Annotated in this window: 10 protein-coding genes; 1 reads left to right on the top strand and 9 read right to left on the bottom strand. The window is 33.8% G+C overall.

The features are described from left to right. Window position 1: 1 nt before the first annotated feature. Together ABD011_RS05090 and ABD011_RS05085 are read right to left on the bottom strand one after the other, a co-directional pair. Window positions 2–1135: an efflux RND transporter periplasmic adaptor subunit gene (locus tag ABD011_RS05090; protein WP_343796298.1), complete on the bottom strand. Its 1134-nt coding sequence runs from the start codon at window positions 1133–1135 to the stop codon at window positions 2–4. A gap of 84 nt (window positions 1136–1219) precedes the next feature. Beyond that, window positions 1220–3133 carry an ABC-F family ATP-binding cassette domain-containing protein gene (locus ABD011_RS05085; RefSeq protein WP_343796296.1) on the bottom strand — a complete coding sequence of 638 codons (1914 nt, stop codon included), beginning with the start codon at window positions 3131–3133 and terminating at the stop codon, window positions 1220–1222. Window positions 3134–3214: 81 nt separating this feature from the next. Between ABD011_RS05085 and ABD011_RS05080 the strand changes: the two genes are divergently transcribed. Further along, entirely contained in the window at window positions 3215–3598 is a 384-nt protein-coding gene (locus ABD011_RS05080) for a DUF983 domain-containing protein (protein ID WP_129759179.1), read from the top strand. Between the two features lie 30 nt (window positions 3599–3628). Here ABD011_RS05080 and ABD011_RS05075 read toward each other — a convergent pair whose 3' ends face one another. The 7 genes from ABD011_RS05075 to topA form a co-directional block, all read right to left on the bottom strand. Beyond that, window positions 3629–4669, bottom strand: coding sequence for an NAD(P)/FAD-dependent oxidoreductase (locus ABD011_RS05075; RefSeq protein WP_343796292.1), 1041 nt, complete (start codon window positions 4667–4669; stop codon window positions 3629–3631). A gap of 100 nt (window positions 4670–4769) precedes the next feature. After that, window positions 4770–5669: a type IX secretion system ring subunit PorN/GldN gene (porN, locus tag ABD011_RS05070; RefSeq protein ID WP_131505886.1), complete on the bottom strand. Its 900-nt coding sequence runs from the start codon at window positions 5667–5669 to the stop codon at window positions 4770–4772. A gap of 53 nt (window positions 5670–5722) precedes the next feature. Beyond that, entirely contained in the window at window positions 5723–7264 is a 1542-nt protein-coding gene (gene porM, locus ABD011_RS05065; RefSeq protein ID WP_343796290.1) for a type IX secretion system motor protein PorM/GldM, read from the bottom strand. A 58-nt stretch (window positions 7265–7322) separates the two neighbouring features. After that, on the bottom strand, window positions 7323–7973 hold the full coding sequence (porL, locus tag ABD011_RS05060) for a type IX secretion system motor protein PorL/GldL (RefSeq protein WP_129759183.1): 651 nt from the start codon (window positions 7971–7973) through the stop codon (window positions 7323–7325). Between the two features lie 78 nt (window positions 7974–8051). Then, a complete protein-coding gene (gene porK / locus ABD011_RS05055) occupies window positions 8052–9413 on the bottom strand; it encodes a T9SS ring complex lipoprotein PorK/GldK (RefSeq protein WP_165353652.1) in 1362 nt (453 codons plus the stop codon). A 212-nt stretch (window positions 9414–9625) separates the two neighbouring features. Then, window positions 9626–10792, bottom strand: a complete 1167-nt coding sequence (locus ABD011_RS05050; RefSeq protein ID WP_343796287.1) for a formimidoylglutamase — start codon at window positions 10790–10792, stop codon at window positions 9626–9628. A 3-nt stretch (window positions 10793–10795) separates the two neighbouring features. Further along, the gene (gene topA, locus ABD011_RS05045) at window positions 10796–13285 is read right to left on the bottom strand and encodes a type I DNA topoisomerase (protein ID WP_131505888.1); all 2490 of its coding nucleotides are present in this window, start codon (window positions 13283–13285) and stop codon (window positions 10796–10798) included. Between the last annotated feature and the right edge of the window lie 30 nt (window positions 13286–13315).

Genomic DNA, 13315 nt, shown 5'->3' with positions numbered 1-13315 from the left:
ATCAGTTATTGGTTTGTTGTGAAGTCGATTCTTGGTTAACTTTTACTAGCATACCAGCATAAGCTCCAGGGACTGATTTAGACAAAATTTTTGTTCCGTCAGGAACACCTTTTATCACAACTTCTTTTGGTGAAAAATAAACTGGCTTAACTTGTATTAAATCTAAAATACTGTCTTTAATAATGAATATTTCAGATTCATCAACTAGTAGCTTTCTTGAAATTTTAATCGCATTTGGTTCGTCTTTAGCCTCTAAATTGGCTTCAAGAAACATCCCTTCTTTTAAGTTGTCGCCTTTTACTTCTACAAACACTTTTATGGTTTGAGTAGCTTGGTCAATTCTACCGTTAACTCTTGTTACATTGCCTGTATAAGTTTGGTTACCTTCTAGTGTATTTAGCTCTACTTTTTCTCCTATTTGAAGTAGATCACTAAAGGTTTTACTAATTGCCAATTCTAACTCATAAACCGAAGTATCGATATATTCTCCTAATTTTTGACCAGAACGTACCAAAGTACCTTTAGTTACTAAAGCTTCGGTTAAAATTCCATTAAAAGGTGCATAAATACTATACTTTGAAAGTCGTTGTTCTAGGTTCTTAATATTGTAGTAAGACGACACAATACCTCTTCCTGTGATAAAATAATTGGCTTTTTCATTAGTTGACTCAGGTAAAGGTGCAACACTTTTACTAATGTCGAAATTATTAAGATATGCTTCCCAGGCTGGGAAAACTTCAGGGTAATCCAGTCTTAAATCTGGCATTATAGAAGTTATCAAGTTATACAAATCACTTTTTGCTGATTGCACTGAAGCATAATACTCGCTACTATTTATTCTAATTAAAGATTCGCCTTTTCGGTATGGTTGTCCTGCTTTAAAATCGTGAGCACTACTTTGAAATACACCTTGTACTTCGGAATATAGTTCTAATTTATGTTTTGCCACCAAAGTTCCATTTGCAGGTATGGTTATTGGAACTGTTGTATTTGTTACTGTTTCAGCAAAAACAGTCTTTACTACTTTTTCTATTCTAGGTTTTGGCTTATTGCTATTTTCAATGATTAAATAGGCTCCGAAAACAGCTAACAAAATAATAACTAGCCCAATAGCTGAGAGTATTAGTTTTCTCATTAAATGATTTTTGATGGTAATACCTACAAAAATATTTATTTGCTTGTGGTAAGCCGTTAAAAAAAACTTAAAAAAGAATACTCTTTATGAGGTCATACCATCAATTTCTTCCTGAATAGTCTCCCATTCTAACATCAATGTTTCTAATTGGTCTTTTTTAGCTTGATAGGTATCAAAAAATTTAGGGTCTGAAACGACTTCATCATAATTGGTAGCGAGCTCAACATCAATGTTTTTTATTTCTTTTTCAAGTGAGTTGATTTTAGACTCTGTATTACTTAGTTTATTATTTAAAGATTTTAGTTTCTTTTGATCTTGGTAGGATTGTTTGTTATTTGCTTCTTTAGGAGCTTCTTTAACAACGTCTCTTTTTTCTATTTCCCTAAGACTTTCAACATTTCGTTGCTCTAAGTAATAGTCTATGTCACCTAAATATTCTTTAATTTTCTGGTCTTTGAACTCATAAACTTTATCTACTAAACCTTGAAGAAAATCTCTATCGTGAGATACCAAAATTAAAGTCCCTTCAAAACGTTTTAGCGCTTCCTTCAACACGTTTTTGGATTTAATATCGAGATGGTTTGTAGGCTCATCCATTACCAAAACGTTAAACGGCTGAAGCATTAATTTTGCCATTGCCAATCGGTTACGTTCACCTCCTGAAAGCACACGCACATACTTATCAACTTCTTCTCCTCTAAATAAAAAGGCACCTAAAATATCTCTTACTTTAGTTCGGTTAGTTTCGTTAGCAGCATCAATCATGGTGTCATGCACAGTTTTGTTACCATCTAAATATTCTGCTTGGTTTTGGGCAAAATATCCTATTTGCACATTGTGTCCAAGTTTTAGATGTCCTTGATGCTTTATTTCATTAACAATAATTTTTGCTAAGGTAGATTTTCCTTGGCCATTTTGACCAACGAATGCAGTTTTAGAATCGCGCTCAATAGTAAGGTCAATATTATTCAATACTTGTAAGTCTCCATAATGTTTTGAAACGCCTTCGGCTTCAACAACTACTTTTCCTGGAGTAATGGAAACCGGAAAATTAAGTGTCATTACGCTGTTATCATCTTCATCGACCTCAATTCTATCAATTCTATCCAGCTTTTTTATAAGCGATTGTGCCATAGAAGCTTTTGATGCTTTGGCTCTAAATTTTTCAATTAACTTCTCAGTTTGTTGAATTTGCTTTTCTTGATTTTTCTGAGCTGCTAGCTGCTGGTCTTTGATTTCTTTACGTAATACCAAAAACTTTGAATATGGTTTAGGATAATCGTAAATTCTTCCTAATGAAATTTCAATAGTTCTGTTGGTTACATTGTCTAAAAACATTTTGTCGTGAGACACAATAACCACTGCTCCATTATAACTTTTCAAAAATCCTTCTAACCAAATAATTGATTCGATATCCAAATGGTTAGTAGGCTCATCTAGTAATAATATATCGTTGTTTTGAAGTAATAGTTTAGCGAGTTCAATACGCATTCTCCATCCTCCAGAAAATGTATCGGTTAGTTTACCAAAGTCTTCGCGTTTAAACCCTAAACCTTGCAGTATTTTTTCGGTTTCACCTTGATAATTATAACCTCCAATAATCTCATATTGATGTTGCACATCGTTAAGATCAATCATTAGCTGGTTATACCCTTCACTTTCATAGTCTGTACGTTCAGCTAATTGCGTATTGATGTCTTCCATTTTAGCTTCGAGCGATTTAATCTCTTCAAAAGCTTGGTAAGACTCTTCTAAAACTGTTCTTCCAAAAACAAAGTCGATATCTTGTTTTAAAAACCCAATACTTAAGTTTTTATCTGCTGCCATTTGACCTGAATCGGCTTCCATTTCTCCAGAAAGAATTTTAAGCATTGTGGATTTTCCTGCTCCGTTTTTTCCAATCAATCCTACTCTGTCTCCAGAGCCTAATTTAAAGGTGATTTCTTCGAATAGATATTCGCCTTGAAAAGAAATGGATAGATTATGAATATTGAGCATTTGCTACTATTGTTACAAAGAATTAATGATTAAAGAGTATTTTTGTATAGAGATACAAAACGCAAAAATAAACTTTTAATCATGATAAAAAAAGGAAGCAAATTATATAGCATTTTCACTGGCGCATGCCCTAAATGTCATGAAGAATCTATGTATACTACAAAAAACCCTTATGTTTTAGGTGATACTCTAAAGATAAATGAGAGATGTTCTAATTGTAACACAAAATACAGAATTGAGCCTTCGTTTTTTTATGGTTCAATGTATGTGAGTTATGGTGTAGGTATTGCATTTGCTGTTGCTGCTTTTGTTATTAGTTACTTATTTTTAAATACTAGCTTAAAAGTTGCTTTTATAGCTATAATTGGAACTTTGGTTGCTTTTGGACCAATAATAATGCGATTATCCAGAAATATATGGATTAATCTTTTTATGCATTATGATAAGACTTTAGCTAAGAAGTAAAAGCCTAACCTTTCGAAAGGAAAAGAATTATTAATTGAAGCGCGAAATATTAATTTCAGGCTCTAAAGACTCATCTTTTTCAATATGATTAAAGAGTTGCTGTGCAACATAAGGAGCAATCATAACACCTCTAGTTCCTAGTCCATTTAATACAAAAACGTTGTTGTAATTATTATGCGAACCTACTAAAGGTCTTCTATCTTTTACCGTTGGTCTTATTCCTGCTACTTGATTAACAACTTCAAAACTGCAAGTCATAAACTTTTTCAGCTTACTAACTAGTTCTTCTTTTGCTTCAATAGTTGTTGAGTTTGTTTTATCATCCCAATTATAAGTCGCTCCAACAGAATATAAATCGTCTCCCAAAGGCACTAAAAAAGCTGATGACTTTAAGATGTAGTCTAGTTTTAAGTCTGGTGCTTTAATGGTTAGTATTTCACCTTTAGTTCCACTAAGCGGAAGGTTTTTAAAATAGGGATTTTTTAAAATCCCAAAGCCTTCAGAAAACACAATATGTGATGCACTAATAGTATTGTACTTTATCTCTTGCCCATCTAATATTAGATCTTCATATTTAAACAACTCTTTGTGTAGTCTATTATTGTCTTCAAGAAATAACCTATACGAATCAATAAGCACATTAGTATCAATTCTACCTGTATGTAAGACTTCTCCAAAACCAAAAGGAGCATCAATCGATACATTGGTATTCTTCACAATCTTTGTAGATAAATAAGGCTCTAAGGCTGGTTTATCAGCAGCTGAGAACCATTCGTTTTGCTCTTCTATTGATGAAAACCTTCTGTAAATAGACGATTTATAATCCAGTTTCTTGCTTAACAAACTTTCAAGGCTTTTATAATAAGGCAAAGCAATATCTAATTGTTCTTGAGCTCTCCAAACTTCAGTAAATCGTTTTAAAATAACTGGGTTATATAATCCTGCTGCAACAGTTGATGAGTGCTGAGATGAATTATCAAATACCACAAAAGATTTGTTGTTCTGTCGTAACTGCTCGCAAAAGGCAATTCCTGCTAATCCACAACCTACTATTATATAATCTACTTCCATGTACAATTAAAGAGTGACAAAGGTAAGGCGAAGGGTAATTATTAAAAAACAAAAAGCTCACTTAATAAGCGAGCTTTTTGTTTTATGTAGAAGTCTATACTTAGTAAGACCACATATCTTGTTCAAAGTTTCTAATCTTTTCTTTAATACGATCAGATTCTAATAACTGCATTAATGCGTTATCTGCAACATATTCTTTAACCTCTCTATCTCCATATACATTTTCCTCTTTGTACATGTAACCGTTAAAACGTCTTGAGTTTAACAAGTGGTCAAAAGATATTGGCATTGCACTATTTTTGTTATTGAATGATTTTGCTTCATGCAGAACCTCTCTTGCTTCAGGATAAAATACCCAAAACAAAGCATTAGGCACTTTATTAGCTTCGTCATTTGAGTTAATAAAGTTTACGTCTGGTGCTGCTGGAGCAATACCAAGTAATCTGTACTTTAACTCTCCTTGTCTCTTGTCAAAATACCACAGACCTTTAATTAAATACGCTTTAATATCGTAAGCTTCAATTCTAGTTGTAGTAATATATTCAGGATCCACGAATCCTTCAGCGTTGAATTGGTCGTATCCAATACCTAAAGTATCTACTTTTGTTGTAATATCAGCTAAATCTTTAAGTGTTCTTTTAGCAGTGAAATAAGAATCATCATAGATATTCTTGATTTTTCCGTCTCTAACCGCTTTAATTAACACATGATATAAAGAACGTCTTTCACTTCCAATATTATTAGTATCTACTGGATAGTACAGTGGAAAGTTAGCTCTTTCATCAAGAACAATTTTTTCCCAAGTCATTTTAGAAAATAGTATGTCTCTGTCATCAACATATCCATATTCCAATGGCTTATCGTTATCCAATGCTAACTGAGCCTCTGTCTTCACTCCAATTTCTTCAGGCTTCTTAGCATTTAAGATGTTTGCCTGAGAAAATGTATTAAGAGTAAAACCTACTATTAGTACAATTGACAATAAGAATTTATTATTCATTTTTTTTATTTTTAATTTAACCATTATTACATAAGTAGTCTGTATACAACAGATTAGTTAGATAACTCAATCATTATAGGAGCTGCTGGTTTGATTTTAGGACCAGAACTTGTTGATCTAATCTCAAAAATTTGAACAGTGTCACCACGCTTAGCTTTACGTAATGCGTTTTTAGCAGCACCATTTAATCTATTACCTTGCACTGTGATTGATGGTTGACCTGGAACTTTAAATTTAAATCCTGTTACGTTAAGTGGTAAGTCAAAATCAAAGTCTAATAATTTAGCTTCAACTCTACCTATTTCAACGTTGTTTCTTGGTAAACTAAATGATCCGTCTTGACCAGCCATAACACCTACAGGCTTAGGGATATCTTTAATTCTAAAGGTTGCTTTATCGCTTACTTTAGTTCCATCTGGCAATGTACCAGATACGTTGATAGTTACTTCTCTACCAGTTGTAGGGTTCATGTTATACTTACCAACTCCAGAACCTTTTGATAAACCTGGTGCACTTGCAGATACATTGTTATCTGAAATACCAGCAAAAGAAATAGTCATAGGGTTATTAACACCTCTATATACTACATTCATCTTATCAGCAGATATTGTAGCAGAGTTTGGTTTAGGCACTACAGCGTATGTACTCTTTACAGGAATGCTAATGATAGAATCTCCTTCTTTAAACTGGAACTCACCTTCTATTTCACGCTCTCCAACTGCACCTGCAGGGAAATCTAAAATAGTTTGACCAGCTTGCATAGACTCAGCTGAAAGCTCTTGTCCATTAATAATTACTTTATCAGCTCTTAATGTTTTGTCATTTTTACCTAAGATGATACGTCCAGTAAAGTTTTCTCCTGAGAAGAAAGCTGTTTTGTCTGGAACAACAATTGCATCAAAGTTAGTTAAAGATGCTTCAATTTTTAATTGCTCTCCAAGCATTGATTGTAATACTTCTGTCTCAGTAGTTTTAACATCAGCTTGTAATTGAGTCATTTTAGTTAAAGAAGCAACTAAAGGAAATCCTTTATAGTGGTAATCTAACCAATCAATAGTGTTTCCATCTCTATTTTTCACAGGCTCTGTAGCAAATTTCTTCTTTACATCATCAGCCATACTTGCTAACTCTGGGTTATCTGCTAAAATATCAGACACTCCATCTCTAAACTTAGCTATTTGATTTAAAAATTCTTCTCCTTCAGGCTTTAGTTTATCTCCTTTAAAGAAATGGTTATCTAGGAAATCTCCTTTATCCATTACTTCGTAGTCTTTAGGATCTTCAACCTTAGCAGTCATTTGAGCTTTTAAATCATCTAAATAACTATTAAAATCGGTCGCTAATTTGTCTATTTGATCAGCGTCAGCCTTTAAAGGTCTATACTTAGCTGGTTGCTCGTCTACTTTAGCAGCTAAACCTTCCATAAATGCAGCGTTACGTTCAGTAGCAGCTTCATTAGACTCGGTTAGCTTTTCGTTCATTAATCCAAATGCCGATAGCACTTCTTTTGACATATTCAATGCTAGCATCGCAATGAAGATCAAATACATCAAGTTAATCATTTTCTGCCTTGCAGATAATTTTCCTCCTGCCATTTTAAATTAGTTTTTTGTTGTTAATTGTTTTAATTAATTGCGGAAATTAAAAACTAATTTAGTTTTTGTTCATAGCAGATAGCATTCCACCATATACTCCATTTAATGAAGAAAGGTTAGATGCTAAAGATTGCATTTGCTCTTTAAGTTTAGTTGCGTTTTCAACAGCTTCTTCGTTAATAGCAGCTTGACGGTTAACGCTTTCTAATTGTACTTTATAAAGGCTGTTTAATGATTCCATTTGTGCAGCAGCAAGAGATAATTCTTCTCCATACTTTTTAGTAGCAGCAATTGAATCTACAGTTGGGCTAATGCTTTTAGCAGCACCTTCGAAGTTTTTGATGCTTTCACCTAAGCTAGTCATAAGCTCACCATCAATTTTAGCTTCTTTTAATAAGTTATCTAATTTCTTAGACAATAAACCTTCAGCGTCTTTTGGCTCTTCAGCTTTTTTCTTTTTGTTAGAAGAAGCTCCTCCAGCCAATTCTGGGTATACTAAAGACCAGTCTAATTCATCGTCTACTGGTTCGAATGCAGATAATGCGAATATAATTGCCTCAGTAATAAGACCGATTGCTAACATTACGTTACCAGTTAAAAATCCAATTTCGAAGTGAATAATTTTGAATAGCGCTCCAATGATTACTACTGATGCTCCTAGTCCGTAAGCCATGTTCATGAACCTCTTACTTGCTTTTGATTGTGCCATAATTTTTGTGTTTTTAGTTTAAGTTAAATATTACCTAAGTAGGTTAGTATTAATTGTTAATTTAAGTTGTTGTTGTTTTTAATTTCTTGCGTTGTTTGTTACTTCAGTACCCATGTAATCTTGTACTGTTCTAAATCCTATGTAACTTCTTGCAGAATCAGCATATTCATAATCTCTTGAGCTTACTTGTAAGAAATATGCAACATCTTTCCATGATCCACCACGTACTACTTTACGCTCATTATCAGGATCGTTTACATTAGGGTTAATTGTTGAAGAGTATTCATAAGAACCTGGATCGTAAGAACCGTACACCCATTCTGACACATTACCTGCCATGTTGTATAAGTTGTAGTCGTTTGGCTCATATGCATCAGCTTCTACAGTATATAAAGCTTGGTCAGCAGCATAATCTCCTCTTAAAGGCTTAAAGTTTGCCATAAAACAACCTCTGTCATTTTTAGTATATGGTCCACCCCAAGGGAAAGTTGCTCCTTGCAATCCACCTCTTGCAGCATATTCCCATTCTGCTTCTGAAGGTAGTCTGAATGAATTTACAAAAGCTTTACCTTTACTCTTTTGGTAACCATTTTTATTTAATGTTCTCCACTGGCAGAAAGCATTTGCTTGTTTCCATGACACTCCTACTACAGGATAATCTCCATAAGCATCATGCCAAAAATAATCGTTATGCATTGGCTCATTATAAGAGTAAGCGAAATCTCTAATCCAAGCAGTAGTATCAGGATACACCTCAACCTCTTCAGTAATTAATACATCTTTACGTCTTAGGTTTTTATTTTTAGCTGCTTTTTTAATGTCCATATAAGTATACTGGAACTTGAATTTTTTCACATCCCAAGTTCGTTGTCCATTGTAAGATTCCTCAATTGGCAAATACATTGTGTCCATAACCTCAGCATAGTACTCATCTGGATATTCAGAAGTATCAAAAATCAAATCAACATCATGATTTAATTTTCTTCCTTCATAACCAGTTGGTCCAAGTCCACTATAATTATCAATCATGTATTTTTCATAAACACTCATGTTTGTAGTATCGGCATCTTTAAAAGCAAATTCGCCAGTACCTCCATCGTCAGGTGTTAATCCAAAATCATCTGCAATAATTGCAAGGTTAGTTCTAATAATTGAGTCTCTTACCCAATTAACAAACTGACGATACTCACTATTAGTGATTTCAGTTTCGTCCATGTAGAACGCTCTAACTGTAGCAGTTCTTGTTGGTGCATCTTGTACACCAGCTAGGTCATCATCTGATTTACCCATAATAAATGCTCCACCAGGAACAAGCGTCATTCCATAGGGCTTTTCAGGATGCCATTTCTTTCCTTTAACTCCAACTAGTTCTCCTCTGTCTCCAGAGCCACAACTAACTAATAGAGCTAACACAGCGGTTAATAAAGCAAACTTCTTCATATTCATAGAAACTCGAGGTTAAATTAGTTTAAAATTGTTCGGTTATTAAATGTTAAATTTTTAAAAAAAATTTGTTTTCCCAATTTTGAGGCAGTAAACATATCCATATATTTTCAAAAAAACAATTTTTTTTTATTTTTTTTTGCACTTCATCCCAAAAAGCATGCATTTCATCGATGAAATCAGCTTTTAGGATTAAAAAAGTAAATATACTAAAAACTATTCTTTTTATACGCCTTATACCATCTTTCAGGTATTTTTCCATGGCTTGCCTCTACATAATCTTCATGCGTGCATGGTAATAACGTATGCTTTTTTAATTTATTATTAACATTTGGCAAAAAAGGTATTTCTATCCACCAACGTCCAGTTTTTATACTCCTATAAAAAATAAGATCTTCATCTTCTACTAACACATTGAATTTTTGATAGTTATTGTCATCTTTAAAATCGTCGTCTTTTACTCGACAATTTACACCCTCGACGAAATACCAAATTATTTGTGCAACTAACATTGCAGTGACTTCATCTTCTCTTGAAAGTTTATATTCATAAATCCCAAATGAAGATACTTTATTACTTATACCAGCATACCTTGAAATAGCACAAACTTCCTTTCCGTCAAGTCCATTAGGAGAGTATTTTTGCTTTTCACCAACTTCAGATGCTTTTACAGATTTTAAATCGACGCTTACTAAATGAGCATCTCTCATTACTGGTTCTACTAAACTTATATTATTAGACACCTCTCCTAAACGATACGCTTCAAAATAAAGCTTATCCATTAAATCAATTTCTTCTTGCGGATTGAAATAGGTTTGATATCCTATTGTAGAATAATTAAAGAGGTTAAATGGTTGCTCTAATATAATCTTACCTAAATAACTATTATTCTTTATTGGCTGTGTTGAATCGCCTAAATCAAAATTACTATCTACATTTACAATATTAACCATTGGTATAACATTATCGTAAGCGCGATAATTAGCATAGGTTAAATCTTGACTTCCTCCTAATATTACAGGTATTATCTTTTTTTCAAGTAAAACAGTGATTATTGTTTTAAGAGCAAAGTAGGTATCTTCTACTGAATCTCCTTGATGAATATCGCCTAAATCGGCAAGTTTGGTATTCCAGTTTCCTGGGAAAAGTGCATAGAGTGCTTTTCTTACATTGGTAAAATCAACCATGTCACCAATGTAATTGACATCATTACGATTTTCTAATACACCAATGATAGCAATTTTGACATCCTCTAAATCTGGAATTCCTTTTTGAGCAGAGTGAACTTTTATTTTTCTTCCTAGTGCTTGTTGAGACAGCAACTCGTTATGAGCTAAAACAGTATCGGAAACAGGAGAAAGAAAATTAAAGTTCATGTATTATTTCTTTTTTGTGGTTGTCTTTTTCTTTGTTGCTTTTTTCTTAGGAGCAGCTTTTTCTAAAATTTCTTTAGCTTCTTCTAAAGTCATATCAGTTACGTCAACAGTTTTTTGAAGCTCAACTTTAGTTTTACCTTTTATAACATTGTGTCTTCCCCAACGTGCTTTTTCAACTCGTATACCTTCACTTTCCCAAGAGTGCACTAATTTATCCTTTTCTTTTTGAATTTTGTCCTCTATTAACTCAATAATATCAGAATCGGAAAGATTATCCCAATCATACTTCTTGTTTACGTTGATAAACATGTTGTTCCATTTTATAAATGGTCCAAAACGTCCTTTACCTTTTTGAACTGGCAACTCCTTATACATATATATAGGAGCATCGGCTTTTTGTTTTTCTTTTATTAAAACAATAGCGTCATCCATTTCTACACTTAGAGGATCAACACCTGCAGGTAATGACACAAACTTTTTACCAAACTTAACATAAGGTCCAAAGCGTCCGTTGTTAACTTCAACCTCTTCTCCTTCATAAGTTCCTAAACTTTTTGGAAGCTTGAATAAATCCATAGCTTCTTCATAAGTTATTGTATTTAATTGTTGGTCTGGTGTTAAACTCGCAAACTGAGGTTTCTCTTCATCATCAACTGTTCCTATTTGTACCATAGGCCCAAACTTACCTAAACGCACACTCACTTGCTTACCTGTTTTTGGATCGGTTCCTAAAACACGTTCACCAGATTCTCTATCGGCATTTTCTTGAACGTCCTCAACTTGCGGATGAAAATCTTTATAAAAGTCTTTCATCATTTTAGACCAATCTACTTTACCCTCAGCAATATCATCAAAATCTTCTTCAACTTTTGCTGTAAAGTTATAGTCTAAGATATATTCGAAATGATTCACCAAGAAATCCGTTACAATCATTCCTATATCAGTAGGCACTAGTTTACCTTTATCTGAACCTACTTTTTCAGTAAGTTTTTTATCTTTTATTGCACCTTGTTGCATGGTTAATTGAGAATAGTCTCTTGCAACACCATCCACAGTTCCTTTTTCAACATAATTTCTGTTTTGAATTGTTGAAATTGTTGGTGCATATGTAGATGGACGACCAATACCTAACTCTTCTAATTTCTTTACCAAAGATGCTTCAGTATATCTAGCAGGTGGTCTTGTATAACGTTCAGTAGCTGTAATGTAATTATTAAGCAAGGTTTCGTTTACTTTCATTGCTGGCAACATTCCGTCTTGCTCTGCATCTTCATCATCAGTACCTTCAAGGTAAACCTTTAAGAACCCATCAAAAGTGATTACCTCTCCATTAGCTGTAAAGGTTTCGTTGTGCGTTGAAGCACTTATTTTTACATTGGTACGTTCTAATTGTGCTTCACTCATTTGAGAAGCAATGGCACGTTTCCAAATTAAATCGTATAGTCTTGCTTGGTCTCTATCCGCATTAACAGAATGTGCAGAAAAATCGGTTGGTCTAATAGCCTCATGCGCTTCTTGAGCTCCTTTAGCTTTACCTTTATAATTTCTAGGCTTACTATAGCTAGAGCCATAAGCATTTTTAATTTCGGCCTCGGCACCTTTTCTCGCCTCGTCTGATAAGTTAACACTATCAGTTCTCATATAGGTTATCAATCCAGCTTCATACAAACGTTGTGCATTTGACATGGTTCTACTTACTGAAAACCCTAATTTTCTAGCAGCTTCTTGTTGTAAGGTTGATGTTGTAAATGGTGCTGCTGGCGATTTTTTAGCAGGCTTTTTTTCGAGGTTAGCAACTTTAAAGTCTGCTGAAATATTCTGCTCTAAAAACTTATACGCTTCTTCTTTGCTAGAAAAGTTCTTAGGTAATTTTGCTTTAAAAGCTTGACCGTCTTCGTTAGTGAATTCAGCGTCGATTCTATAAGATGCTTCAGGTGAAAACTCTTGAATTTCGCGTTCGCGCTCTACAATAAGTCTTACTGAAACTGACTGCACACGACCAGCAGATAAACCACCTTTAACTTTTCGCCATAGTACTGGAGATAATTCGTAACCTACAATTCTATCTAATACACGACGTGCTTGTTGTGCATCAACCAAATCGTAATCAATACCTCTTGGGTTTTCTATTGCACGTTGAATTGCTGTCTTGGTAATTTCATGAAAAACGATTCGTTTGGTCTTTGATTTGTCTAGTTTTAACGTTTCAGCTAAATGCCACGCAATAGCTTCTCCTTCGCGATCCTCATCACTTGCCAACCAAACCGTTTCGGCTTTTGCTGCTAGCTCCTTTAGTTTTTTTACGACATCTCTTTTATCTCTAGACACCTGATATTTAGGCTTAAAATCTCCATCTACATCTACTCCAAGTTCTTTTGAAGGCAAGTCGGCAATGTGACCAAAGCTAGATTCAACTTTAAAATCCTTACCTAAAAATTTCTCGATAGTTTTAGCCTTTGCAGGTGACTCAACAATTACTAGATTCTTCGCCATAAATCATTTTTTAAGGCTACAAATGTATGT

The sequence above is a fragment of the Gaetbulibacter jejuensis genome (genome assembly GCF_039524015.1).
GTDB classification, from domain to species: domain Bacteria; phylum Bacteroidota; class Bacteroidia; order Flavobacteriales; family Flavobacteriaceae; genus Gaetbulibacter_B; species Gaetbulibacter_B jejuensis.
The sequence above is the reverse complement of the archived record's forward strand: the minus strand, read 5'-3'. Positions and strand labels throughout refer to the sequence as shown.